The following is a 24,161-nucleotide window of genomic DNA, read 5'->3' on the forward strand; positions in this document are numbered from 1 at the left end:
ACAGAACATGGCCAATCTGAAGGATCATCTCGGCAGACCCGTCGTCGCCGTTACCGGCATCGGCGTCGTCACCTCGCTCGGCGTCGGCAAGGCCGACAACTGGGCGGCGCTGACCGCAGGCAAGTCGGGCATCCACCCGATCACCCGCTTCCCGGTCGACCACCTGAACACCCGCGTCTCCGGCATGGTCGACTTCCTGCCATCGAGCAACAAGGGCTCCAGTGCCCTGACCTACGAGCTCGCGGAAACGGCCGCACAGGAGGCCGTGGCCGAAGCGGGCTTCGACACCGGCGACTTCGACGGTCCGCTGTTCCTGGCCTCCCCACCGGTCGAGCTCGATTGGGCCGACCGCTTCGCGCTCTATGCCGGCGACGATCAGGGCTCCGCTTCCGAGCGCCTGCTGCGTGTCGCCCGCAACCTCAATTCGCTCGACATGTTCGACACCTCGCAGTTCGGCTCGATAGCCGACCGCCTTGCCGACCGCTTCGGCACACGCGGCCTCCCGATCACGCTGTCGACCGCCTGTGCATCGGGCGCCACCGCCATCCAGCTCGGCGTCGAGGCGATCCGCCGCGGCGAGTGCGACCGCGCGCTCTCGATCGGCGCCGACGGCTCGGCCACTGCCGAGGCGCTGATCCGCTTTTCGCTGCTGTCGGCGCTGTCGACCAACAACGACGTTCCGGAAAAGGCGTCGAAGCCGTTCTCCAAGGACCGTGACGGTTTCGTGCTCGCCGAAGGATCAGCTGCGCTGGTACTCGAGTCTCTGGAAAGCGCGCTTGCCCGCGGCGCCGAAGTGCTCGGCATCCTGCGCGGCTGCGGCGAAAAGGCCGACGATTTTCACCGCACCCGCTCCAAGCCGGACGGTTCGCCGGCCATTGGCGCGGTCAAGGCGGCCCTTGCCGACGCTGGCCTCGGCGAGGACGAGATCGACTACGTCAACGCTCACGGCACCTCGACGCCCGAAAACGACAAGATGGAGCACATGTCGCTTTCGACCGTGTTCGGCGAGCGCATCCGCAAGATTCCGGTGTCGTCCAACAAGTCGATGATCGGCCACACGCTCTCGGCGGCAGGCGCGATCGAGGCCGCCTTCTCGCTGATGACCATGCGCGAAGGCGTGATCCCGCCGACGATCAACTACGACAATCCCGATCCGTCGATCGAACTCGACGTGGTGCCGAATGTGAAGCGGGAAGCCAAGGTTCGCACAGTGCTCTCCAACTCCTTCGGCTTCGGCGGCCAGAACACCTGCCTTGTCATGGCGCGGGAACCGGTCTAAGCGACCGCCTAACTGATTTTCGGCACTGCGGCGCCCTTTAGGCATCGACCACGATGCACCCGGCGCCGCAGCGACAAGGATTGAGCGACACCATGCGCGCACTACAGCTCGTTGAGGACCGCCGGCTCGAGCAGGTGGACATTGCCCCGCCCCCACCTCCCGGCCTCGGCGAAGTCACGCTCCGCATCAAGGCCGTCGCGCTCAACCACATCGACGTCTGGGGCTGGCGCGGCATGGCCTTCGCCAAGCGCAAGATGCCCCTGGTGATCGGCGCCGAAGCCTCCGGCGAAGTCGACCAGGTCGGCCCAGGCGTGACCGGCCTTGCCCCCGGCCAGCTCGTCTCCATCTACGGCGCCCGCACCTGCGGCCTCTGCCGCCCTTGCCGCGAAGGCCGCGACAATCTCTGCGAGCACGTTTCGGGCGTGCACGGCTTCCATCTCGACGGCTTCGCCCAGGAAAGGATAAACCTGCCGGCGCGCCTCCTCGTCCCGGCCCCTCCTGGCGTCGACGCCATCGGCGCTGCGGTTGCACCCGTCACCTTCGGTACGGTCGAGCACATGCTGTTCGACAACGCCAGGCTCGAGCCGGGCGAGACCATCCTGGTCCATGCCGGCGGCTCCGGCATCGGCACGGCTGCGATCCAGCTCGCCAAGAAGATAGGCTGCACGGTCATCACCACCGTCGGCTCCAACGACAAGATCGACAAGGCCAAAGCGCTCGGCGCCGACCACGTTATCAACTACCGCGAGGACCGCTTCGAAGGCGTGGTGCGCAAGCTGACCAAGAAGAAGGGCGTCGACGTCGTCTTCGAGCATGTCGGCAAGGACACCTGGGCCGGCTCTATGTTCAGCCTCAGGCGCGGCGGCCGCCTCGTCACCTGCGGTTCGACCTCGGGCGTTTCGACAGACATGAACCTGATGATGCTCTTCCAGCAGCAGCTGAAGATCCTCGGCTCGTTCGGCTGCCGCATGGAGAACATGGCCAACGCCATGCAGAAAATGGCCGCCGGTCTGGTGAAACCGATCATCGATACCGAAGTGGATTTCACCTCCATCGACACGGCGCTCAAGCGCATGGAAGGCCGCGACGTGTTCGGCAAGATCATCCTCCGCATCGACTGAGGATTTTTCCGAATTGCCGCGCAAGAAGGCCAGCAAGATACCCAGTCCGACGATGATGCGGATCATGCGGCGACTGCGCCAGCTGAACTACTGGCTGATCGCGCAGGTGGCGCTCGTCGCGCTCAAGGCGCTCAGGCTGCTGCCGGTGGACAGGGCGCTGAACTTCGCCGACCGCGCCGCCCGCACCGTCGGCCCGTGGTTCGGCCGCCATCGGGTGGCCGTGGCCAACCTGCGTGCCGCCTATCCCGAAAAGAGCGACGCCGAGATCGAGGCCATCGCCCTGGACATGTGGGGCAACATGGGCCGGCTGGGTGCCGAGTACATCTTCCTGGATCAGATCTTCGATTTCGATCCGAACGCCACGGCCCCGGGCCGCATCGAAGTTTCAGGAATCGACAACTTCGCCAGGATCGCCAACGAGGACAAGCCGCACATCGTCTTCACCGGCCATCTCGGCAATTTCGAGCTGCTGCCGATCGCGGCCGCCACCTTCGGCATGAAGATCACCGCGCTGTTTAGGCCGCCAAACAATCCCTACCTCGCCGAGTACATCTTCTCGACGCGCAGCTCCAGCATGGGCGATCTGCTTGCATCGCAGCGCGGCGCGTCCTTTGCACTTGCCGGCATCCTCGACCGCGGGGGCAATGTCGGCGTGCTCGTCGACCAGAAATTCAATCGCGGGCTGAGGACGAGCTTCTTCGGCCGCGAATGCGAGACCAACCCCGTCGTCGCCATGCTGGCGCGCCATTACGACTGCGACGTCTACCCCGCGCACTGCATCAGGCTGCCCGGCAACCGCTACCGCCTGACGGTCGAAGACAAGCTCGACCTGCCCCGCCGCGACGACGGTGCCGTCGACGTCCAGCTGACGACGCAGATGTTGAACGACACGGTCGAACGCTGGATCCGCGAGGATCCGGGCCAGTGGATGTGGTTCCACAAGCGCTGGGTGCTCTCGCGTGGCAAGAAGCGGAAGGTCAATACCGCCGGGAAGCTGACGGCGCGCTCCTGACTTCGCTATCCGCCGTAAAAATTCATCACGGCGTGGCGTGCCTCGGCGAAGAACAGCCAGCGCTCGACGACGAGGCCCAGCGCATAAAATGCCACCGCCAGCGCCGACGCCACGATGGCCACGGCGCCCGCACCTGAGACTATCGCGACCACCAGCAGCGCGATCGGCACGGCCCCGCCGGCGATCATCGCGAGGTTGGACAGCTTCCGGGCATGCTTGCGGGCGACCTTGAAGCCCATTTCGCGCGTCAGGTAGTTGTCGTTGATGTGCGGCCGCTCGAACAGCCGCACGCGGCCGATATTGCCGAGCCCAGTGGCGCTTTCAGGCGTCGAAAGCGGCGCCATGGTGCGCAGCCGGGTCCACCACAGGTTCTTGGCTATCCAGGCAGCGGCAATCGCCACCATGGCCAGGATGCCAGGGAGCCACGCGCCGTTGCCAGAAGTTGCAGCGAACATAGTCGTGAGGGTGAGCCCGCCCGCGGCGGCGAACAGCAGGTAGCAGAGCGGCGTAAGCTGGGTGTTCCAGGCCTGCACCGCCCGCAGCGAGGCATAGATCATCGCAGTGCAGTAGACCGTCGCAAGGCACATTGCTGCCCCGAGAAACCCGACCGGCGGCAGGTATCGCCCTTCGATCATTGATAGCCAGGCCGATACGGTCAGGGGCGCGAAGGTCGCGATCGCCATCGCGCCCTCGCGCGACAGCCAGCTCGAGCGCCATTGCGACAGCGCCCGCCAGGCGCGCTGCGGATTGCCCAGATGCAGCGTCGACGACAGCAGGCCGCCGGCGATCATCGCCAGCGCAAGAACGTGCGCGATCTTGGTGGCCATGGCCCCTGGGTCGAGCAGGCCGAGCCCGAGGATTGCAGCGAGCCCGTAGCCCATGCCGGACAGCGTGGTGAAGACGATGATGGAAGGCGCGGGATGCATATGTCAGATTCGGTCCAGCATGCCGTCGAGCCAGGCGAAGAAGCCTTTGGCCCCGTCGGTATTTTCAGCCAGCACCGCCGAGCTTGCGGCGAGCGGTTTGCGTGGCCGCGGCGGCAGGTATTTGTTGGTGGGTCGTGTGCCTTGCTCCGGCATCAGATCGAAGCCGCCGCGTTCTGCCACCATCCGCGACACCTGCGAGGATGGATCGCCAAGGTCGCCGTAGTGCCGGGCATTGACCGGGCAGGTCCGCACGCAGGATGGAACGCGGTCGATCTCTTGAAGAGTCTCATTGTAGATGCGGTCGATGCAGAGCGTGCATTTCTTCATCACGCCGGCGGCGAGGTCCATCTCGCGCGCGCCATAGGCGCAGGACCAGGCGCACAACCCGCAGCCGATGCACTTGTCCTCGTCGACGAGCACGATGCCGTCATCGGCACGCTTGTAGGAAGCGCCCGTCGGGCAGACGCTGACGCAGGGCGCGTCCTCACAATGCAGGCAGGACTTCGGGAAATGCACGATGCGTGCCTCGCCCGCCTCGCCGATGACCTGCCCGCCCTCGGGAACCACCTCGAAGCTGTGGATGCGGTTGAGGAAGGTGCCGGAGACATCGGCGCCATAGGGATTCTGGTCGGAAAGCGCTGCCCCATGGCCACCGGTGTTCCATTCCTTGCAGCTGATGACGCAAGCGTGGCAGCCGACGCAGACGTCGAGGTCGATGACGAGGCCGAGCCTTTTCGGCGTCGGCAAATTGGGCAGGCTGGTCATGGGTTCCCCCTTCCTTCTCCCCGTTCACGGGCAGAAGGTGGTCCGAAGGACCGGATGAAGGGCAGCGCGAGCCTTTGATGGGATTGTTGCCCCTCACCTGCCGGTCGGCATCCTCTCCCCTTAGACGGGGAGAGGAAATGCAGTCGAATCGCCGCGCCAATCGTCATCAACGTGACCACTCCTGACCGTAGCGTAGTTCATCCACGTGCGGCCGCTCTCGGGACACGGCGGAAAATTGCGGTTCGCTGACCTCTGAGCGCTCCGCTTTCTCGATCCTCACCCTGAGATCGTACCACGCCGCTTGGCCGGTGATCGGGTCGGAGTTCGACCAGCGCAGCCCATCGCCCTTCGGCGGTAGAAGCTCGTGGATCAAGTGGTTCATCAGGAAGCCTTTTTTCGCTTCCGGCGCGTCCCTGTCGAGCGCCCATGCACCCTCGCGCTTGCCGATCGCGTTCCAGGTCCAGATCGTGTTCGGGTTCACCGCCTCCATGCGCGCGATCTCGACCTTGATGCGTCCGTGATGCGAGATGACCCAGACCCAGTCGCCGGTGGCCAGCCCGAGTTCGTCGCAGATCGCGCCGGGCACATAGAGCGGGTTCTTCGTGTGGATCTGCCTGAGCCAGGCGTTCATCGATCCCCAGGAATGATACATCGCCGCCGGCCGCTGAGTGATGGCGTGATAGGGGAATTCGCTTGCGCTGACGGCCGCCTCCTCGAAGGGCCGGTACCAGACCGGCAGCGGGTCGAAGGTGTCGAGGATGCGCTGCCGGTGCGTTTCCGGCGCCACCGGCTCGCGCACGCCGTCCGCCGAAAGCCGGAATTTCTGCAGCGTCTCCTGGTACAGCTGGAAGGTGACCGGCTTGGGTTCGTCAAAGAAGCCCATGCGCACGCCGAACTCCTGGTAGGCTTGGTTGGCGTGCTTGAAGAACTGCGCCTCGAGCGGAATGTGGGCCGAAAAGAACGAGCCGTTTTCGATGTAGCGTTCGATCTGTTCGGGATTGATCGCCCCGCGCCCGGCACGGTCGCCCTTGCTGCCGCGGAAGCCCGCCAGCGGCCCGATGCCCGGGCGACGTTCGTGACGTACGATGTAGTCGGCGTAATCCTTGTAGAGCGGCTTGCCGTGGTTGTCGGCGAAGCCCGGCAGTCTCAGCCGCGCGCCGAGATCGAGCAGCACCGTCTGGAAGGGGCGCACGTCGCGGTCTGGCTGAACCACCGGCCAGCGTATGGCGTCCTGCACCGCGTCGGGCTCGGAGATCGGCCTGTCGAGCAGCGAGATGCAGTCGTGCCGCTCGAGATAGGTCGTGTCGGGCAGGATGAGGTCGGCATAGGCGACCATCTCCGACGAATAGGCGTCGGAATAGATGATCTTCGGAATGCGGTATTCGCCGGTCTCCGGGTCCTTGTCCTCCAGCATCCTGATGACACCGGCCGTGTTCATCGACGAGTTCCAGGCCATGTTGGCCATGTAGAGGAACATCAGGTCGACCGGATATGGATCGCCGGCATGCGCATTGGCGATCACCATGTGCATCAGCCCGTGGGCCGAGATCGGCGCGTCCCAGGAAAATGCCTTGTCGATGCGCATCGGCCGGCCGTCGCCGTCGACCAGTAGGTCCTCCGGGCCGCGCGGAAAACCGAGATGCGGACCCGACAGCGGCTTGTTGGAACCGAAATGCTCGGCCTTGCCGTGCGGCGTGGGATGCGCCTCGACCGGCTTGGGGTAAGGCGGCTCGAAGCGGAACCCGCCGGGACAGTCGACGGCCCCGATGAGCACCTGCAGCATGTGCAGCGCCCGCGCCGTCTGGAAGCCGTTGGAATGGGCCGACAGGCCCCGCATCGCATGGAACGACACCGGCCGACCGACGAAGCCATCGTGGTGCTGGCCGTTGACGTCCGTCCACGGCTGATCGACGACGATGGCCTCGTCGAAGGCCACACGCGCGATTTCGGCCGCCAGGCCGCGGATGATCTCGGCTGGAACGCCGGTTTCCTTGGCAACCGCCTCCGGCGCATATTGCGGATCGAGATATTTTTCGGCGAGCAGCTGGAACGCGGGCACCGCAATACGGCCGTCCGGCAGCTCGACCCGACCGGAAAGCCCGGCTCGCGCGCCCGGCGTTCCCAGCGGCACGACCTGCTCCGTCACCGTTTCGTGGATCTGGACCTTGCCGTCCTTGTCGCGCAGGAAGAGGCCATGCTCGGCCGTGCCTGGCGCATCGACCACCAGCCACGTCGCGTTGGAGTAGCGGACGATGTAGTCGACGTCGATCTTGCGTGCCTTGAGCAGTTCATGGACCAGCGACAGGATCAAAAGGCCGTCGGTACCCGGCCGTATGCCGATCCAGTTGTCGGCGACCGCGGAGTAGCCTGTCCGCACTGGATTGACCGAGACGAAGCGGGCGCCGCGCTTCTTGAGCTTGGAAATGCCGATCTTGATGGGATTGGAATCGTGATCCTCGGCCACCCCGAACATGACGAACAGCTTGGTCCGGTCCCAGTCCGGAGCGCCGAACTCCCAGAACGCCCCGCCGATGGTCATGATGCCGGCGGCAGCCATATTGACCGAGCAGAAGCCGCCATGGGCAGCGTAATTTGGCGTGCCGAACTGCTGCGCCCAGAAGCCGGTCAATGATTGCGACTGGTCGCGGCCGGTGAAGAAGGCGAGCTTCTTCGGGTCGGACTGCCGCACCTCGTCGAGCCATCGGGTGGCGAGCGCCAGCGCCTCGTCCCAGGAGATTTCCTTGTATTCGCCCGATCCGCGCGGTCCGGTCCTGAGCATCGGCGCGCGCAGCCGAGCCGGGGCGTAGTGCTGCATGATGCCGGCGGAGCCCTTGGCGCACAGCACGCCGCGATTGACCGGATGGTCCCTGTTGCCTTCGATGTAGCGGATCTTCCCGTCCTTGAGATGGACGTCGATGCCGCAGCGGCAGGCGCACATGTAGCAGGTCGTCTTGCGGACCTCGTCGGACACGGGTTCCGAAAGGGCCACACGCTGTTCAGACTTCATCCGGCAACCTCCCTGCGATGAGTCCTACTCAGGCGCTCGACGAAAGGAAATGCCCGAAAACGTAAGTCTACGGCAAAATTTGTCTAAACCACATGAGGAACTTAGTTCGGGCAGCTAAAGTCCGGCCCGAAATAGAAAGGCCGGGGAGCCCCCACTCCCCGGCCGTCGCAGGCCCGTCTCTGCGAAATCCTGTCTAGAAGAACAGGTAGCTGGACCGCTGCGTATCCATGGTCGCACCATTGCGATCCTCGTCCAGAAGCGTGTCGGCGCCGAATGTGGCGCGCACGCCGAGAACCAGCTTGTGGAGGTTGACGCCATCGCTGCTCAGGCCGGTCAGACGGTCGAACTGATAGCGCCCGAAGACCGTCCAAGGCGTGCCGTCAAAACGGTAATTGCCCTGCAGAGCCGCAGTAACCGAGTCCGCACCATCGGACACGTCGACGGAGCGATAGCCAAGCTCGCCATCGAAGCGCAGATTTGGTTGAACGAAGTAGCGTGCCACGCCGCGAACGCCCCATATATCGGCGTGATCCGATGATCCGGATTCGCGAAGCTGTCCGTAGTAGGCTTGGCCGTATAGCGTGACGTTGTCGAAGTAGACCTGAGCCTCCGGGCCGACCGTGAAGGTATATGCGTCCCCGGGCCCTGAGTCGCCGCCATAGCCGGTGATGGTCGCAAATCCGCCCGCTGCAAAACTGCTGGGATCGCGCCAGTAGGCATGCACGGCGCCGCCATAGCTGTTGAAATCGCCCTCGTCGAACCAAGCGCCATCGGCGAACAGGTCGCCTTGAACGTTCCAGCGCACGTCTATCGGAAAGTTGAGTCGGGCAGCGCCCCCCGCCACCCATCCACCGTCATTACCGCCTTCTGCATCGATCCAGAGGCCGCCCAGAAATGCCTCGACATGGCCCGCGATCCGTGGCCCCGACGCGACAGGCTCCTCGGCGATCGGCGCCACCACATCCGCCGCGAATGCGGGAGAGGCAACCACCGCAAGCATCGCACCAGCCAAAAGTCGCTTCATGAAGACCCACCTTACCCCGAAATAGGTAGCCACCTTAATTTAGCACCTGCTTGGCCACTGGCAATTGAGGAGGCACTCACATCTGTCCCGACCGCAGATTTCGTCTCCGGCATGATACAATTCTGCAACAGAGCACAGTCGCCACCGACCCTCGGGCAAGTTAAAATCGCAAATATTTCCAATATAGCAGGCGCTGCCCGATGCAGGTTCTTGGGTCGCGAGGCCGGGGCGACGCCGGCTCAGTTTGCGACGATGATCCGGGTGTTTTGGGTCCCGACCTCCCGGACCAAGGAATAGAACCGCGCCGCATTGGCGACATTGAGCCTGACGCAGCCGTGGGAGGCAGGCCGGCCAAGCGACCTCACCGCTCCCGTGCCGTGGATCGCATAGCCACCGTTGTAAAAGACCGAATAGGGCATCGGCGAGTTCTCGTATTTGCTCGAGTACCACATCCGGTGCAGCCGCTTGGGCCGCCAGTTGCCGCGGGGCGTCACATATCCCCTGCGGGCCGTGGACACCGGCCAGCGATGAATCACCCGCCCGTCGATCGTGACGGTCATGGTCTGCGTCGAAATGTTGACCCTGGCCACAAGTACGTCGGCGGCGGCCCGTGCAGGAAATCCGGCAATCGCCAGGACCGCGGCCATGAAGAGAGCTTTGTACATCTTGCGCGCACTCCCCGACCGGCAGCAATTCTGCCTTACCCAAAGGAATGGGAACACGAAAAGTTGTACGGTTGGTAAATCTAGCGCCATGGGCGAAACCACCGCCCAGACTGCCATTTTAGGCGCCCGAAACGCCCTTTGCCGGCTTCGATTGTCGCTCTCCAGCCCCTATCGCCGCCCGGCTCTGGCCCAGTTGACTCGACTTTGTATGAGCATAGGCTCCTCCCACGGCTGGAAGGATTTTCTCCACGCCGCCCAACAAGACAACGTGCGGCCGTGTGCGGACCGTCGCCCGGAGGATCTTTAATCATGCAACAATCCGAACCACTTAGCGGCATAAGCCGGCGCAACCTGCTTTCGCTGATCGGCCTCACGGCCGGCTCGGCGGCAATGTATCAGGCAATGACCAGCCTCGGTCTGGCGGTCGAATCCGGCTACCGGGGACCGCCAAAGCTGGAAGGCGACCCCAAGGGCGCCACGGTGCTGATCCTGGGTTCGGGCCTTGCCGGCATGACCGCGGCGCTCGAACTCCGTCAGGTCGGCTACAAGGTCAAGATCCTCGAATACAACAGCCGTTCGGGCGGTCGAAACTGGACGCTGCGCGGCGGCGACACCTACACCGAACTCGGCGGCGCTACGCAGAAATGCGAGTTCGACGAGGGGCTCTACCTCAATCCCGGACCATGGCGCATTCCTTACCACCACAACGGCCTGCTGGCCTATTGCCGGCGTCTCGGCGTCAAGCTGGAGCCGTTCCAGCAGCTCAACCACAATGCCTTCCTGCATTCGTCCAAGGCCTTCGGCGGCAAGCCACAGCGCGTGCGCGACATCAAGATCGACTTCCAGGGGCATGTCTCCGAACTGCTCGCCAAGGTGGCGCACACCGGCAAGCTCGAAGGCGGCGTCACCAAGGAAGACCAGGAGATGCTGCTCGAGGCGCTGCGCTCCTGGGGGGCGCTCGACAAGGACTACGCCTACGCCAAGAGCGTCGCGACATCCGAGTTCCGCGGTTTTGCCAAGGATCCCGGCGGTGGCCTGACCGCTGTGCCGGCGCCGAGCGACCCGATTGCGCTCAAGGACATCTTGAGCTCGGGCTTGTGGAGCAACCTTGCCAACTTCGCCCTCTACGAATTCCAGACGACCATGTTCCAGCCGGTGGGCGGCATCGACATGATCGGCAAGGCCTTTACCAAGGAGGTCGGCGATCTCATCACCTATCACGCCAAGGTCACCAAGATTCACCAGGACGACAAGGGCGTCACCGTCACCTACGAGGACCAGCAGAAGCCCGGAACCATGGTCGAGGAAAAGGCCGACTGGTGCATCTGCACCATTCCGCTCACCATCCTGAGCCAGATCGAGCTCAACGTCAGCGCGCCCATGCAGGCCGCCATCGAGGCCGTTCCCTATGCCTCGTCGGTCAAGGTCGGCCTGCAGTTCAAGCGCCGCTTCTGGGAGCAAGACGAGCTGATCTTCGGCGGCGTCAGCTACACCGACCTGCCGATCACCCAGATTTCCTACCCAAGCACCAGCTTCAACACCGACGGCAAGGGCGTGCTGCTCGGCGCCTACACATGGAACGGGCCGCACTCCTACGAGTTCACCGCCATGCCGCCGGAGGAGCGCGTCAAGCGCGCCGTCGAATACGGGACGATGATCCATCCGCAATACAAGGACGAGTTCGAGAACGGTATCTCCATGGCCTGGCACCGCTCGCCCTTCACGCTGGGCTGCGCCGGCGACTGGACCGAGGAAGCCCGCAAGGAGCACTACGAGAACCTCTGCAAGATCGACGGGCGCATCGTGCTGGCAGGCGAGCACGCCTCCTACATTCCAGCCTGGATGGAGGGCGCGATCCTTTCGTCGCTCGATGCGATCACCCGGCTGCATCAACGCGTCGTCACGGGATGACGGCCATGCCTCGCCATCCCTCACCTCCCGTTTTCGCAAGGCACGCCACAATGACCCAACAACTTGCACGGCCCATCGGCCATTTCGCCGCGGCGGCGTTCGCAGCCGTTCTTTTCGCAACCGCGGCACTCGCCGATTCTGCCGGTGCGACGCTCAGCGAGGGCGACAAATTCTCGGAGAAGACCGGCCAGGAACTCTACGCCAATGTCTGCCAGGCCTGCCACATGGACCAGGGACAGGGGGCGGTCGGCGCCGGCAGATATCCGGCACTGGCCAAGAACGAGAACCTCGCCTCCGGCGCCTATCCCGTCTACGTCGTCCTGCACGGCCTCAAGGGGATGCCGCCCGTCGGCAAGATGATGAGCGACGAGCAGGTGGCCGCGGTCGTCAACTACCTGCGGAGCAATTTCGGCAACGACTACAAGGACGCGGTGACGGTCGAGGACGTCGCCGGCGCCCGCTGAGCTTCGAGACCGCCGGCTCCGGCGGTCTCGCCTGCCCTTCATGATAGGAGAACGTGATGACCAAGATGCGGATTGCTGCCACGCTGGCGGCTACCCTCCTGCTTGCCGGCAACGCGACGGCCGAGGAGGTTATACGCCACAAGACGCCGAACTCGGATTTTCCGATCGCGCGGGCCGTGGAGGTCCCGGCGGGTAGGACAACAGTCTATGTCAGCGGCGCCGTGCCCTCGGTCGTCGACGAGAAAGCCGACAAGGGCAGCATTGCCGCCTATGGCAACACCAAGACTCAAACCGAATCGGTGCTGAAGTCGGTCGACAAGACCCTTGCCGACCTCGGGCTCAAGATGGGTGACGTGGTGAAGATGCAGGTCTTCCTCGTCGGCGACCCCGAAAAGGGCGGCAAGATGGATTTCGCCGGCTTCATGGAAGGCTACACGCAGTTCTTCGGCACCGAGGTACAGCCCAACCTGCCGGCACGCTCGGTGATGCAGGTCGCGGGCTTGGTCGCACCCGGCTGGCTGGTCGAAATCGAAGTGACGGCCGTCCGCCCGTAGAGGCAATGACCTTGCCATGCTGCCCGGACATCCGGGCAGCTGCGCTCGACACGCCGGCAAGGATGCGCAAGACTGGCGGTCGATCAAGGTCAATCGGGTTGACGTCGACCGCATGCATGACAAGCTTTTCAAGACCATAGACGATCGTCGCGACGAAGTGGCGGAGCTTGCCGCGGAACTGATCCGCTTCCCGACCATCAACCCGCCCGGCGACGCCTACGGGCCCTGCGCCGAGTACATCGGCAAGCGCCTGGCCAAGCGCGGCTTCAGCGTCGAGTACGTCCGCGCCGAAGGCACGCCCGGCGACACCGACCGCTATCCGCGTATCAATGTCATCGCCCGCTTCGACGGCAGGACGAAAGGCCAGACCGTCCATTTCAACTCGCATATCGATGTCGTGGAAGCCGGCGAAGGTTGGAGCCTCGACCCGTTTGCCGGCGTCGTCCGCGACGGCCGCGTCTACGGCCGCGGCGCCTGCGACATGAAGGGCGGCCTCGCCGCCTCGATCATCGCCGCCGAAGCCTTAATGGACGTCAACCCCGACTTTCCCGGCGCCATCGAAATCTCGGGCACTGTCGACGAGGAGTCAGGCGGGTTCGGCGGCGTCGCCTATCTCGCCGGCAAGGGCTACTTCTCCAAGCCGAAGGTCGACCACGTCATCATTCCCGAGCCGCTCAACAAGGACCGAATCTGCCTCGGCCATCGCGGCGTCTGGTGGGCGGAGATAGAGACCAAGGGCGAGATCGCCCACGGCTCGATGCCCTTCCTAGGCGATTGCGCCGTCCGCCACATGGGCGCGGTGCTCGAAGCCTTCGAACGGGAGCTCTTCCCGGCCCTAGACCGCAAGACGACGCGCATGCCGGTGGTGCCCGAGGGCGCGCGGCGCTCGACCATGAACATCAATTCCGTCCATGGCGGCCAGACCGACGATTTCCGCCCCGGGCTGCCCTCGCCCAACGTACCCGATTCCTGCCGGCTGACCATCGACCGCCGCTTCCTGCTGGAAGAGGACATCGACGACGTGAAAAGCGAAGTGACGAGCATCCTCGAGCGGCTCAAGCGCGAACGGAAAAAATTCGATTACGAGATCCGCGACATCATGGAGGTGCAGCCGCTGATGACCGAGCGCGACGCGCCGGTGCCCTCGGCAATCGCCGAAGGTATCAGGGCGATCTTCGACAGGGAGCCGGAATATGTCATTTCTCCCGGCACCTACGACCAGAAACATATCGCCCGCATCGGCCATCTGTACGATTGCATCGCCTATGGCCCGGGTATTCTCGACCTCGCCCACCGGCCCGACGAGTGGGTGGGCATAGACGACATGGTTCAATCGGCGAAGGTGATGGCCGTCGGCCTCGATATATTGCTGCGTGGCCAGTTCAACGGCTGAACGGCCAAGCAACTGCGCACGGCAAGTCAGGAATTCCTTTTTCGGCAATGCCGGAAAGATTGCAACAAACTTGATTTACGCGGCCGGAAATTCGCGCTTCTATCCGGCCCGACCACATCGAAGCGGGGAGACCAGAGATGAAGCAGTGGAACACCATTCTCGCAGCCGCCGTGATCGCGCTGGCATCGAGCACGGCCGCCATGGCTGCGCGCACCGACCTGGTGCTGGGCATTCCGCTGGAGCCTCCGCATCTCGACCCGACCGCGGGTGCCGCCGCCGCGATCGACGAGGTGCTCTATGCCAATGTCTTCGAAGGGCTGACCCGGATCGGCCAGCGCGGCGAGGTGCTGCCCGATCTCGCCGAGAGCTGGACGATCTCCGATGACGGCAAGACCTACACCTTCAAGCTGCGCTCAGGCGTGAAATTCCACGACGGCACCGACTTCAATGCCGATGACGTGAAGTTCTCGCTCGACCGCGCCCGCGCCGAAAATTCGCTCAACGCACAGAAAGGCCTGTTCGCGCCGATCGACACCGTCGAGGTCGTCGACCCGGCGACCGTCAAGGTGACGCTGAAGAACCCGCTCGGCTCCTTCCTCTACAATCTCGGCTGGGGCGACGCCGTGATCGTGGCGCCCGAATCGGCCGACACAAACAAGGAAAAGCCTGTCGGAACCGGACCGTTCAAGTTCCAGAACTGGGCCAAGGGCGCGTCGATCACGCTCGTCAAGGCCGACGGCTACTGGGGCGACGCAATCGCACTCGACAAGGCCGAGTTCCGCATCATTCCGGATGCGGCGGCGGCAATCCCTGCCCTGCTCTCGGGCGACGTGCAGGCGCTGCCCAACTTCCAGTTGGGCGATGCGCTGGCGCAGGTGAAAGCCGATCCGCGTTTCAAGGTGGTGATCGGCACGACCGAAGGCGAGACTGTCCTGTCCACCAACAACAAGCGCAAGCCCTTCGACAACCTCAAGGTACGCCAGGCGATCGCGCATGCCATCGACCGCAAGGCGATCATCGACGGCGCCTCGGGCGGGCTCGGCACGCCGATCGGCTCGCATTTCGCTCCGCACAACCCGGCCTATGTCGACCAGACCGGCACCTACCCGCACGATGTCGCCAAGGCCAAGGAACTGCTCAAGGAAGCCGGCTATCCGGAGGGCTTCAAGGCGACGCTGAAGCTGCCGCCGGTGGGCTACGCCCGCCAGGGCGGCGAGATCGTCGCCTCGCAGTTGCGCGAGATCGGCATCGACCTTCAGATAATTCCTGTCGAATGGGCCGACTGGCTGAAGCAGGTCTTCACCGACAAGGACTACGACCTGTCGATCGTCTCGCACACCGAGCCCAACGACATCGATATCTATGCCCGCAAGGACTACTATTTCGGCTACGACAATCCGGTATTCAACAAGGTCATCGACGAGCTCAACCTGACCTCGGACGAGGCCAAGCGCACCGAACTCTACAAGCAGGCGCAGAAGATTCTCGCCGACGACGCAGTGAACGGCTTCCTTTTCGAGCTCCCCAAGGTGGGAATCCGGGACGCGAAGGTCGAGGGCCTCTGGGAGAATTCGCCGATCCAGGCCAACGACCTGACCAAGGTCAAGTGGGTCGACTGACGAGAGTTCTGTGAAAAGGCACCGCTCCGCCACCCCCGCGAGCTTTCGGAGCGGTGTTTTCTCGGGCAGTTTGGGCCGATGACCGCCTATCTGCTCAAACGCCTGCTGATCGGTGTTGCAACCCTCGTGGTCGCGTCGGTCGTGGTGTTCCTGATGCTCGAGGTGGTTCCGGGCGATCCCGCGCGGCTGATGCTCGGCATGAACGCAAGCGACGCACAGGTCGAACTCCTGCGCGAGCAGATGGGGCTGAACCAGCCCCTGATCGTGCGCTACCTCGACTGGGCGCGCGGCCTGCTGTCGCTCGATTTCGGCAGGTCCTACACATATTCCGTGCCTGTCATCGATCTCATCAAGGAGCGGCTCGTCGTTTCGCTGCCGCTCGCAGTCATCGCGCTCGCGCTGTCGACGCTGATTGCCATCCCCGTCGGACTGTTCGCCGCCGCCCGGCGCGGCAAGGCCGCCGATACCGCCGCCATGGCCGTGGCGCAGGTCGGCGTGGCGATGCCCAATTTCTGGTTCGCGCTGCTTCTGGTCTATGTCTTTGCGGTGTGGCTCCGGCTGGTACCGGCCGGTGGCTTCCCCGGCTGGAGCGGCGGCGCATGGCCGGCGCTCAAGGCGCTGATCCTGCCGGCGGTCGCACTTGCCCTGCCGCAGGCCGCCATATTGAGCCGCGTCACCCGCGCGGCCCTCATCGAAGTGCTCGGCGAGGACTACATCCGAACGGCCCGCGCCAAGGGCATGCCGATGCACGCCGTGTTGTGGCGCCATGCGCTGCGCAACGCCATGATCCCCGTGCTCACCATCATGGGCCTGCAGTTCGCCTTCCTGCTCGCCGGCACCATCATCATCGAGAACGTCTTCTACCTGCCCGGCCTCGGCCGGCTGGTGTTCCAGGCGATCACCCAGCGCGACCTGATCGTGGTCGAGAGCGTGGTCATGCTGCTGGTCGCCACCGTCGTGCTGGTCAATCTCGTGGTCGACCTGTCCTATGCGCTCGTCGATCCGCGCCTGAGGACGCGCCAATGAGCGACGCGGTCCACTACAAGCCCGAGACCCTGGGCGACGTCGTCGGCAGGGCGCTCGCCAACCGCTCCTTCGTCCTGGGCCTGTTGATCACGCTGGTGGTTGCCGCAATGGCGCTGGCGTCGTTCTTCTGGACGCCGTTCGACGTCACCAAGCTCGTCGTCGCCGACCGCATGCAGCCCCCCTCGTCGGTGCACTGGTTCGGAACCGACCACTTCGGCCGCGACGTGCTGTCGATGATCATGGTCGGCTCGCGCAATTCGATCGCCGTGGCTCTCGTTGCCGTCGGCATCGACATGGGTATCGGGGTTCCGCTGGGCGGCTGGGCGGCCGCACGCGGCGGCTGGCTCGACGAGACGCTGATGCGGCTGAACGACCTGGTCTTCGCCTTCCCGGCGCTGCTGTCGGCCGTGATGATCACGGCGGTCTTCGGCCCCAGCGCCATCAACGCTGTCGTCGCCATCGGCATCTTCAACATACCGGTCTTCGCCCGCGTCGCCCGCGCCGGCTCTCTAGCAATCTGGCCGCGCGAATACATCCTCGCCGCACGCGCCGCCGGCAAGGGCCAGGCGCGCATCACCGTCGAGCACATCTTGCCCAACATCGCCAACCTGCTGCTCGTCCAGGGCACCATCCAGTTCGCACTCGGCATCCTGGCGGAGGCCGGCCTATCCTATGTCGGGCTCGGCGCCCAGCCGCCGATGCCGAGCTGGGGCCGCATGCTGTTCGACGCCCAGACAGTGATGATGGTAGCACCATGGCTGGCGCTGTTCCCCGGCTGCGCCATCCTGCTGACGGTTCTCGGTCTCAACCTGCTCGGCGACGGCATCTCCGACATCTTCGACCCGCGCGCGAGACGCCGGCCATGAGCCTGCTTTCGATCGAAAAGCTGTCGCTCGCGATCGGCTCCCTGCCGGTGCTGAAGGAGGTCGACCTTGCCATCGCCCCCGGCGAGGTGATGGGACTGGTCGGCGAATCCGGCTCCGGCAAGTCGATGACCGCGCTCGCGGTCATGCGGCTCGCGCCCGCCACGGCCCGGATGAGCGGGCGCATCGCCTTCGACGGCATCGACATTCTCGGCGCGACCGAACAGCAGATGTGCGCGCTGCGCGGCGACGACATCGGCATGGTGTTCCAGGAGCCGATGACGGCGCTTAACCCGGTCAAGACCATCGGCGAACAGGTCGCCGAAGGCATTCGCTGGCACACGCGGGCGAGCCGCGCAGACGCGGAAGAACGGGCGCGGAAAATCCTCGACCGGGTCGGCCTGCCCGAACAGAAGTTCCCGCTGTCGCGCTATCCCCACGAGCTCTCCGGCGGCCAGCGCCAGCGCGTCGCCATCGCCATCGCCTGCGCGCTGAAGCCCAAGCTGCTCATCGCCGACGAACCGACGACGGCACTGGACGTGGTGCTGCAGGCGCAGATCCTCGACCTGCTGCGCGAACTCGTCACCGAGAACCGGATGAGCCTGCTGTTCATCTCGCACGACCTGGCCGTGGTGACCGAGATGGCCGACAGGATCACGATTCTGCGCCAGGGTGCGGTCACCGATGCCGGAGAGACCGCCCGCACGCTCTCTGAGGCAAGCCATCCATATACGCGCCAGCTGGCGCTCGCTTCCATGCATATGCCGGCCCGGGCGAAGCCGCATGTCGACGAAGGCGACAACCTGCTCGAACTCTCCAACGTCACGCGGGACTATCCCGGCCGCCGCAGGTCGCTGTTCTCGAAGCCAGACCCCGTCCGGGCAGTCGACAATGTCTCGCTGACGATGAAACCCGGCGCATCGGTGGCACTGGTCGGACGTTCCGGTTGCGGCAAGTCCACCCTCGCCCGCATGATCCTCGCACTCGACAGGCCAACGTCAGGGACCGTCAAGTTCCGCGGGCTCGACACCACCCGCGCCAGCGATGAGGAACTGAGACGCCCGCGCCGCAACATGCAGGTCGTCTTCCAGGATCCATACGGCTCATTCGACCCACGCCACACGGTGGAGCGCCTGGTAGCCGAGCCGCTGCACCTGCTCGACCGCAAGCCCGACCGCAAGGAGCGGCGCGACATGGTGGCCCGTGCCCTGCACGAGGTCGGGCTCGGCCGCGCCGACATGGAAAAATATCCGCACGAATTCTCCGGCGGGCAGCGTCAGCGCCTGTCGATCGCGCGCGCCATCATCACGCGGCCCAAGCTGGTGGTCGCCGACGAGCCGGTTTCCGCGCTCGACGTCTCGATCCGCGCCCAGATCCTCGACCTGTTCGCCGAACTGAACCATCGCCTAGGCGTCGGCTACCTGTTCATCACCCACGACCTGACTGTGGCGCGGGCCATCACCGACGACGTGCTGGTCATGCATGAAGGGCGGATCGTCGAGCGCGGCAAGACGGCCGAAGTGCTCGATCACCCGCGGTCGGAAGCAGCCCAGGCGCTGGTCTCGGCAGCGCCCGACCTGCACAGGGCAATTGCGCGGAAGCTTCAGGAACAAGGGTGAGCGAACGCCAGGGCGATGCGATGCATCGCGACCCTGAGCCACGTGATGCCCTATCGCTTCACGACATCGACCGGGCTGATGCCGAGCAGTTCGAGCGTGCGGCGCAGCAGCCTGACCTCGTTTTCGGCCAGATGCGCGTCCGCCTTGGCGATGTCGGCCATGTGGCGCGCCAGGAGCTTACGCCGTTCGACGTCGAGGCCCTGGAACATGGCGATAGCCTGGGAGCCGTTGGTCTCGTAGCCGAAGTCGTTGAGATGTTCGACGACCGCATCGATGCTCTCGCCGGAGATGCCGAAGGCTTCGGCGCAGATGCGGCGGAACGCAGCCATCTCGCTCTCGCTTGCCACCCCGTCGGCGAGGATCATGCGGAACAACAGAAGCAGTTCGGCCGAAAGCACCGGATCGTCGGCCACCTTGCGCACGCCGGCATCGCCTTCGAACAGCGAACGAATCTGGGCCAGCAGTCCTGTTGCCATGCGAATCCTCTCCCCTCCGGCGGTTGCTGTCTCCGATATAGAACAAAGCTCTGCGAAATACACTTGGCCTAACGGCCGGGTCGCCGCCGCTATTGCACCGGCCGGTCGGCTGTGGTCGAAGGCGCCGATCCCTCCAGCGCAAAGCCGGCGCAGATGTTCGAAATCGCCACCGATACCATCCTTGTCCTGACTGCGGCGGCCTTCATCGCCGGCTTCATCGATTCCATCGCCGGGGGCGGCGGACTGATCACCATCCCGGCGCTACTGCTCGCCGGCCTGCCACCGGTCGATGCGCTCGGCACCAACAAGCTGCAGTCGCTGTTCGGATCCGGCTCGGCCACGATGACCTATGCCGCGAAGGGCCACGTCGATGTCCGCAGGCAACTGCCATGGGCCGCAGTCTCCTGCATCGGCTCCATCTTCGGCGCGCTGCTGGCAACGGTGCTTCCAGGCGACATATTGCGCGTGCTGATGCCGATCCTTCTGGTCGCCATCGCGCTCTATTTCGCCTTCAAGCCGAACATGGACGACGTCGACCGCACTCATCGCATTTCGCCCTTCCTGTTCGGCGTGACCGTGGTGCCGGCGATCGGCTTCTACGACGGCCTGTTCGGCCCCGGCACCGGCTCGTTCTTCATGCTCGCCTTCGTGGCGCTCGCGGGCTACGGCGTGCTCAAGGCGACCGCCCACACCAAGCTGTTGAACTTCGCATCCAACATCGGTGGCCTGCTGGCCTTTGCCTTCGTCGGCGCTGTCTATTGGAAGGTCGGGCTGGTGATGGGCGCAGCCCAGTTCCTCGGCGCGCGGCTCGGTGCGCACATGGCCATGCGCAGCGGCGCCAAGCTCATCAAGCCGCTGCTGGTCTGTACCTGCGTGGCGCTCGCCATCAAGCTGCTGATCGACCCGACCAATCCGCTGCGGCTGCTGCTCGGGTTCTGATCTTCTAGCGCGCCGCCGCGAAGATCGCGTCGCAATCGAGGTGGCGTTCGAGTTCGGCGGCGATTTCGTCCAGCGCACGCTCGACCTCGGCCGGATAGTCGATGCCGCCGCCCCTGATGCCGAGACTTTCGAGGAAGCGGCCGCGGAAGCCATCGGCGCTGAACAGCCCGTGCATGTAGGTGCCGAACACCTTCCCGTCCGCCGACGTCGCGCCGTCCTCGACGCCGTTGATGATGGCCGCCGGACGGGCGCAGTCGGGGCCTGTCGTGCGGCCGAGATGGATCTCGTAGCCCGAGAGTGGCTCGTCGTAGCGCACGGAACGTGCCTCGACATTGCGCACCGTCTTTTCCGGTTCCATCACCGTCTCGATGTCCAGGAGCCCGAGCCCCGGCGTCTCCTTGACGCTGCCCTCGATGCCGTGCGGATCGCGCACTACCTGCCCGAGCATCTGGTAGCCGCCGCATATGCCGACCACATGGCCGCCGCGGCGGCGATGCGCCTCGAGATCGCGATCCCAGCCGTTGCCACGGAAGCCGATGAGGTCGGCGATGGTCGACTTGGAGCCGGGGATGACCACCAGCCCGGCATCGTCGGGAAGCGGCTGGCCGGGCGCCACGAACACCACCTCCACCTGCGGCTCGGCGCGCAGCGGGTCGAGATCGTCGAAATTGGCGATGCGTCCAAGCATCGGGACAGCGACCTTGAGAGCGCGCTTCTCGCCGCCGGCGAGGCGTTCGAGGATCACCGAATCCTCAGACGGCAGCAGGGCCGCGGCCTTGAGCCAGGGCACGACGCCGAAGCAGCGCCAGCCGGTGAACCGGCCGATCGCTTCGATTCCCTCGTCGAACAGGCTGGCGTCGCCGCGGAACTTGTTGATGAGGTAGCCGACGATCATCCGCCGGTCGTCCTCGGGCAGGATGAGATGCGTTCCGGCCACCGAAGCAATCACGCCACCGCGGTCGATGTCGCCGACGAGGATCACCGGCACGTCGGCGCGGGTGGCAAATCCCATATTGGCGATGTCGCGCGGTCTGAGGTTGATCTCCGCCGGCGAGCCGGCGCCCTCGACGATGACGAGGTCGGCGCCCTCGCCCAGCTTTTCCCAGGAATCGAGCACCGCGCCCATCAGCTGCGGCTTGAGCTGCTGGTAGTCGCGCGCTTTGGCCTGGCCAAAGACCTTGCCCTGCACGATCACCTGGCTGCCGACGTCGCTCTGCGGCTTGAGCAGCACCGGGTTCATGTGGATGGACGGTTTGACCCCGCATGCGATCGCTTGCAGCCATTGCGCCCGGCCGATCTCGCCGCCGCCCGCTTCGCCGGGAAGGTCGGCCACCGCGGCGTTGTTCGACATGTTCTGCGGCTTGAACGGCCTGACGCTGAGACCGCGATTGCGCGCGGCCCGGCACAGCCCCGCGACCAGCACCGTCTTGCCGACGTCCGAGCCGGTGCCCTGCAGCATGATCGCCTTGGCCATGATCACTCGGCTCCCCGGTTTGCGGTGATCGTCGAGCGCTGGGCCAACGGCCCGCCACGCCAGAGATAGAGCGCAATCAGCGGCTCTGTGCCGGTACGCATGGCGTGATCGACGTTCGAGGCGTGATGCACGACCTCGTCGGCCCCGCGCATCCGATAGGCAGCATCCCCTATCCGCCACTCGGTGCCGCCGGTCAGCGGAACGTAGAGTTCCTCGGCGATGTGGTGATGGTCGGGATATTCGATCCCCGGCCCGAGGACGAGGAAGCCGGCCGCAACTTTGTCGTTGTCGAAATGCCCGCGCGTGCCGAACAGCTCGACCCAGCCGTAGTTGTCGATGAAATGCTGGCCGAAATCGGCGGCTGCGTAGGTCTGTCCCCATTGGAGCTGGTCCCGGTGCCGGGCAAGCAGTGCCGCCAGCGGTCGCGTTGCGTCGGACGCAAGGTCGACGGTGCGGTCGAGAAGACTCGAACCCGGAATGGCCTTCGGCTCGAGCGCCCTGGCGGGCATCGCCCAGTCGATGTCGGTGAGAAAATCACGAACCGTTGGAACGTCGGCCCTGCTTTCCAGATAGTCCCGGAACGCCGCCAGCAGCTCATCAAAAATTGTCGTCACGTCGATTGTCGCCCACGCATTTTCGCACAGCCGCTCTGTCGGTCATCGGGTTGCGCGGGCGCATCATTGGTCTAGATTGATCGCCGCGCATAGCCAAAAACGTCAGGGAGGCCGACATGGACGCCGCAATCGAAGCGACAGCCGGTCAATTCGAACTCAACGAAGACCAACTGGCAATCCGTGAAATGGCGGGCAGCTTTGCCGCCGAGCGAGTTGCCCCCTACGCCCTCGAATGGGACAAGGCCAAGCACTTCCCCGAAGACGTCATTCGCGAGACCGGCCAGCTCGGCTTCGGTGGCCTGTATGTCAAGGAGGATGTCGGCGGCTCGGCGCTCAGTCGCCTCGACGCCGTGCTCGTGTTCGAGCAACTGGCGCAGGCCTGCCCGGGTTTCTCCTCCTTCATTTCCATCCACAACATGGCCGCCTCTATGATCGATCGCTTCGGCAACGAGGAGCAGCGCCAGCGCTTGCTGCCCAAGCTGACGTCTATGGAATGGCTGGCGAGCTACTGCCTGACCGAACCGGGCTCGGGTTCGGATGCGGCCGCCCTCAAGACCAAGGCCGTGCGCAGTGGCGGCAACGGCAGCGACTACGTCCTGAACGGCACCAAGCAATTCATCTCCGGCGCCGGCGACAGTGACGTTTATGTCGCCATGGTGCGTACCGGCGCCGACGGCCCCAAGGGAATTTCGGCACTCGTCGTGCCCAAGGATGCGCCGGGCCTGTCCTTCGGCGCCAACGAGCACAAGATGGGCTGGCATATGCAGTCGACCCGCCAGGTGATCTTCGACGATTGCAAGGTGCCGGCCGAGAACCTGCTCTCCGCCGAAGGGGCGGGCTTCGGCATCGCCATGGCCGGCCTCGACGGCGGACGCCTCAACATCGCCGCCTGCTCGGTCGGCGGCGCGCAGTCGGCGCTCGACAAGGCGCTCGCCTATGCCGCCGAGCGCAAGGCCTTTGGCCAGACAATCGACCGCTTCCAGGCGCTGCAGTTCCGCCTCGCCGACATGGAAACCGAACTCCAGGCCGCCCGGCTGTTCCTCTATGCCGCCGCCTCCAAGCTCGACCGCAAGGCGCATGACGCCTCGAAGTGGTCGGCCATGGCCAAGCGCTTGGTTACCGACACCGGCTTCAACGTGGCCAACAACGCCCTGCAGATACTCGGCGGCTACGGCTACCTGCACGACTACGGCATCGAGAAGCTGGTGCGCGACCTGCGTGTCCACCAGATCCTCGAAGGCACCAACGAGATCATGCGCGTCATCATCGCGCGGCAACTGATCGGGAGGGCTTAGGGGAGTAAGGGAATAGGAGAATAGGGGAGTAAGACTCCGCATTCCCACACCTTATTCCCCTACTCCCCTACTCCCTTACTACCTTACTACCTTACTCCCTTCCCTACGGAGGACC

21 protein-coding genes are annotated in these 24,161 nt (G+C 64.8%); 13 read left to right on the plus strand and 8 right to left on the minus strand.

The window, feature by feature from the left end; all coding sequences use genetic code 11:
* Nucleotides 1-7 precede the first annotated feature (7 nt).
* The 3 genes from J2X50_RS01395 (at nucleotide 8) to J2X50_RS01405 (ending at nucleotide 3,412) form a co-directional block, all read left to right on the plus strand.
* Nucleotides 8-1,279: a beta-ketoacyl-ACP synthase gene (locus J2X50_RS01395; protein ID WP_429090820.1), complete on the plus strand. Its 1,272-nt coding sequence runs from the start codon at nucleotides 8-10 to the stop codon at nucleotides 1,277-1,279.
* 92 nt (nucleotides 1,280-1,371) lie between these two features.
* Entirely contained in the window at nucleotides 1,372-2,400 is a 1,029-nt protein-coding gene (locus J2X50_RS01400; RefSeq protein WP_429090822.1) for a zinc-binding dehydrogenase, read from the plus strand.
* 52 nt (nucleotides 2,401-2,452) lie between these two features.
* Entirely contained in the window at nucleotides 2,453-3,412 is a 960-nt protein-coding gene (locus J2X50_RS01405; RefSeq protein ID WP_429091819.1) for a lipid A biosynthesis lauroyl acyltransferase, read from the plus strand.
* 5 nt (nucleotides 3,413-3,417) lie between these two features.
* Here J2X50_RS01405 and J2X50_RS01410 read toward each other — a convergent pair whose 3' ends face one another.
* The 5 genes from J2X50_RS01410 to J2X50_RS01430 form a co-directional block, all read right to left on the minus strand.
* The gene (locus tag J2X50_RS01410; protein ID WP_429090824.1) at nucleotides 3,418-4,338 is read right to left on the minus strand and encodes a dimethyl sulfoxide reductase anchor subunit family protein; all 921 of its coding nucleotides are present in this window, start codon (nucleotides 4,336-4,338) and stop codon (nucleotides 3,418-3,420) included.
* Nucleotides 4,339-4,341: 3 nt separating this feature from the next.
* Nucleotides 4,342-5,103: a 4Fe-4S dicluster domain-containing protein gene (locus J2X50_RS01415; protein ID WP_429090826.1), complete on the minus strand. Its 762-nt coding sequence runs from the start codon at nucleotides 5,101-5,103 to the stop codon at nucleotides 4,342-4,344.
* Between the two features lie 166 nt (nucleotides 5,104-5,269).
* Nucleotides 5,270-8,110, minus strand: a complete 2,841-nt coding sequence (locus J2X50_RS01420; protein WP_429090827.1) for a molybdopterin oxidoreductase family protein — start codon at nucleotides 8,108-8,110, stop codon at nucleotides 5,270-5,272.
* A gap of 193 nt (nucleotides 8,111-8,303) precedes the next feature.
* A complete protein-coding gene (locus tag J2X50_RS01425) occupies nucleotides 8,304-9,134 on the minus strand; it encodes a hypothetical protein (protein WP_429090828.1) in 831 nt (276 codons plus the stop codon).
* Nucleotides 9,135-9,373: 239 nt separating this feature from the next.
* On the minus strand, nucleotides 9,374-9,799 hold the full coding sequence (locus tag J2X50_RS01430) for a L,D-transpeptidase (RefSeq protein ID WP_429090830.1): 426 nt from the start codon (nucleotides 9,797-9,799) through the stop codon (nucleotides 9,374-9,376).
* 309 nt (nucleotides 9,800-10,108) lie between these two features.
* Between J2X50_RS01430 and J2X50_RS01435 the strand changes: the two genes are divergently transcribed.
* The 8 genes from J2X50_RS01435 (at nucleotide 10,109) to J2X50_RS01470 (ending at nucleotide 19,248) form a co-directional block, all read left to right on the plus strand.
* Nucleotides 10,109-11,710, plus strand: coding sequence for a flavin monoamine oxidase family protein (locus J2X50_RS01435; protein WP_429090832.1), 1,602 nt, complete (start codon nucleotides 10,109-10,111; stop codon nucleotides 11,708-11,710).
* Between the two features lie 50 nt (nucleotides 11,711-11,760).
* Nucleotides 11,761-12,174, plus strand: coding sequence for a c-type cytochrome (locus J2X50_RS01440; protein ID WP_429090834.1), 414 nt, complete (start codon nucleotides 11,761-11,763; stop codon nucleotides 12,172-12,174).
* A gap of 56 nt (nucleotides 12,175-12,230) precedes the next feature.
* Nucleotides 12,231-12,728, plus strand: a complete 498-nt coding sequence (locus J2X50_RS01445) for a RidA family protein (protein ID WP_429090836.1) — start codon at nucleotides 12,231-12,233, stop codon at nucleotides 12,726-12,728.
* 112 nt (nucleotides 12,729-12,840) lie between these two features.
* Nucleotides 12,841-14,121 (plus strand): acetylornithine deacetylase/succinyl-diaminopimelate desuccinylase family protein, encoded by a 1,281-nt coding sequence (locus J2X50_RS01450; protein ID WP_429090838.1) that lies wholly within the window; start codon nucleotides 12,841-12,843, stop codon nucleotides 14,119-14,121.
* 137 nt (nucleotides 14,122-14,258) lie between these two features.
* Entirely contained in the window at nucleotides 14,259-15,740 is a 1,482-nt protein-coding gene (locus J2X50_RS01455; RefSeq protein ID WP_429090840.1) for an ABC transporter substrate-binding protein, read from the plus strand.
* A 78-nt stretch (nucleotides 15,741-15,818) separates the two neighbouring features.
* The gene (locus J2X50_RS01460) at nucleotides 15,819-16,766 is read left to right on the plus strand and encodes an ABC transporter permease (RefSeq protein WP_429090842.1); all 948 of its coding nucleotides are present in this window, start codon (nucleotides 15,819-15,821) and stop codon (nucleotides 16,764-16,766) included.
* Nucleotides 16,763-17,632 (plus strand): ABC transporter permease, encoded by an 870-nt coding sequence (locus J2X50_RS01465; protein WP_429090843.1) that lies wholly within the window; start codon nucleotides 16,763-16,765, stop codon nucleotides 17,630-17,632. The genes J2X50_RS01460 and J2X50_RS01465 overlap by 4 nt, the downstream gene beginning before the upstream one ends.
* Nucleotides 17,629-19,248, plus strand: a complete 1,620-nt coding sequence (locus J2X50_RS01470) for an ABC transporter ATP-binding protein (protein WP_429090845.1) — start codon at nucleotides 17,629-17,631, stop codon at nucleotides 19,246-19,248. Before J2X50_RS01465 ends, J2X50_RS01470 begins: the two co-directional genes overlap by 4 nt.
* 50 nt (nucleotides 19,249-19,298) lie before the next feature.
* Here J2X50_RS01470 and J2X50_RS01475 read toward each other — a convergent pair whose 3' ends face one another.
* Nucleotides 19,299-19,724: a TerB family tellurite resistance protein gene (locus tag J2X50_RS01475; RefSeq protein WP_429090846.1), complete on the minus strand. Its 426-nt coding sequence runs from the start codon at nucleotides 19,722-19,724 to the stop codon at nucleotides 19,299-19,301.
* A 153-nt stretch (nucleotides 19,725-19,877) separates the two neighbouring features.
* Here J2X50_RS01475 and J2X50_RS01480 point away from each other — a divergent pair, with 153 nt between their 5' ends.
* Nucleotides 19,878-20,663 (plus strand): TSUP family transporter, encoded by a 786-nt coding sequence (locus tag J2X50_RS01480; RefSeq protein WP_429090848.1) that lies wholly within the window; start codon nucleotides 19,878-19,880, stop codon nucleotides 20,661-20,663.
* 4 nt (nucleotides 20,664-20,667) lie between these two features.
* On the opposite strand, the gene J2X50_RS01485 is transcribed toward J2X50_RS01480, so the two are convergent.
* Together J2X50_RS01485 and J2X50_RS01490 are read right to left on the minus strand one after the other, a co-directional pair.
* Complete coding sequence (locus tag J2X50_RS01485) at nucleotides 20,668-22,137, minus strand: cobyric acid synthase (protein WP_429090850.1); 1,470 nt, start codon at nucleotides 22,135-22,137, stop codon at nucleotides 20,668-20,670.
* A 2-nt stretch (nucleotides 22,138-22,139) separates the two neighbouring features.
* On the minus strand, nucleotides 22,140-22,751 hold the full coding sequence (locus J2X50_RS01490; RefSeq protein ID WP_429090852.1) for a dimethylsulfonioproprionate lyase family protein: 612 nt from the start codon (nucleotides 22,749-22,751) through the stop codon (nucleotides 22,140-22,142).
* Nucleotides 22,752-22,867: 116 nt separating this feature from the next.
* Between J2X50_RS01490 and J2X50_RS01495 the strand changes: the two genes are divergently transcribed.
* Entirely contained in the window at nucleotides 22,868-24,046 is a 1,179-nt protein-coding gene (locus J2X50_RS01495) for an isobutyryl-CoA dehydrogenase (RefSeq protein ID WP_429090853.1), read from the plus strand.
* The last annotated feature ends 115 nt before the right edge of the window (nucleotides 24,047-24,161 follow it).

It is taken from the genome of Aminobacter sp. BE322, from assembly GCF_050433525.1.
Taxonomy (GTDB): Bacteria; Pseudomonadota; Alphaproteobacteria; order Rhizobiales; family Rhizobiaceae; genus Aminobacter.

Excerpts from the sequence above, each read along its gene's own strand:
- J2X50_RS01450 (WP_429090838.1), top strand. The coding sequence starts at position 12,841 with ATGCATGACAAGCTTTTCAAGACCATAGACGATCGTCGCGACGAAGTG.
- J2X50_RS01445 (WP_429090836.1), top strand. The coding sequence starts at position 12,231 with ATGACCAAGATGCGGATTGCTGCCACGCTGGCGGCTACCCTCCTGCTT.
- J2X50_RS01410 (WP_429090824.1), bottom strand. The coding sequence starts at position 4,338 with ATGCATCCCGCGCCTTCCATCATCGTCTTCACCACGCTGTCCGGCATG.
- J2X50_RS01420 (WP_429090827.1), bottom strand. The coding sequence starts at position 8,110 with ATGAAGTCTGAACAGCGTGTGGCCCTTTCGGAACCCGTGTCCGACGAG.
- J2X50_RS01465 (WP_429090843.1), top strand. The coding sequence starts at position 16,763 with ATGAGCGACGCGGTCCACTACAAGCCCGAGACCCTGGGCGACGTCGTC.
- J2X50_RS01495 (WP_429090853.1), top strand. The coding sequence starts at position 22,868 with ATGGACGCCGCAATCGAAGCGACAGCCGGTCAATTCGAACTCAACGAA.
- J2X50_RS01435 (WP_429090832.1), top strand. The coding sequence starts at position 10,109 with ATGCAACAATCCGAACCACTTAGCGGCATAAGCCGGCGCAACCTGCTT.
- J2X50_RS01480 (WP_429090848.1), top strand. The coding sequence starts at position 19,878 with ATGTTCGAAATCGCCACCGATACCATCCTTGTCCTGACTGCGGCGGCC.
- J2X50_RS01455 (WP_429090840.1), top strand. The coding sequence starts at position 14,259 with ATGAAGCAGTGGAACACCATTCTCGCAGCCGCCGTGATCGCGCTGGCA.
- J2X50_RS01415 (WP_429090826.1), bottom strand. The coding sequence starts at position 5,103 with ATGACCAGCCTGCCCAATTTGCCGACGCCGAAAAGGCTCGGCCTCGTC.
- J2X50_RS01475 (WP_429090846.1), bottom strand. The coding sequence starts at position 19,724 with ATGGCAACAGGACTGCTGGCCCAGATTCGTTCGCTGTTCGAAGGCGAT.
- J2X50_RS01400 (WP_429090822.1), top strand. The coding sequence starts at position 1,372 with ATGCGCGCACTACAGCTCGTTGAGGACCGCCGGCTCGAGCAGGTGGAC.
- J2X50_RS01405 (WP_429091819.1), top strand. The coding sequence starts at position 2,453 with ATGATGCGGATCATGCGGCGACTGCGCCAGCTGAACTACTGGCTGATC.
- J2X50_RS01440 (WP_429090834.1), top strand. The coding sequence starts at position 11,761 with ATGACCCAACAACTTGCACGGCCCATCGGCCATTTCGCCGCGGCGGCG.
- J2X50_RS01430 (WP_429090830.1), bottom strand. The coding sequence starts at position 9,799 with ATGTACAAAGCTCTCTTCATGGCCGCGGTCCTGGCGATTGCCGGATTT.
- J2X50_RS01485 (WP_429090850.1), bottom strand. The coding sequence starts at position 22,137 with ATGGCCAAGGCGATCATGCTGCAGGGCACCGGCTCGGACGTCGGCAAG.
- J2X50_RS01470 (WP_429090845.1), top strand. The coding sequence starts at position 17,629 with ATGAGCCTGCTTTCGATCGAAAAGCTGTCGCTCGCGATCGGCTCCCTG.
- J2X50_RS01425 (WP_429090828.1), bottom strand. The coding sequence starts at position 9,134 with ATGAAGCGACTTTTGGCTGGTGCGATGCTTGCGGTGGTTGCCTCTCCC.
- J2X50_RS01395 (WP_429090820.1), top strand. The coding sequence starts at position 8 with ATGGCCAATCTGAAGGATCATCTCGGCAGACCCGTCGTCGCCGTTACC.
- J2X50_RS01460 (WP_429090842.1), top strand. The coding sequence starts at position 15,819 with ATGACCGCCTATCTGCTCAAACGCCTGCTGATCGGTGTTGCAACCCTC.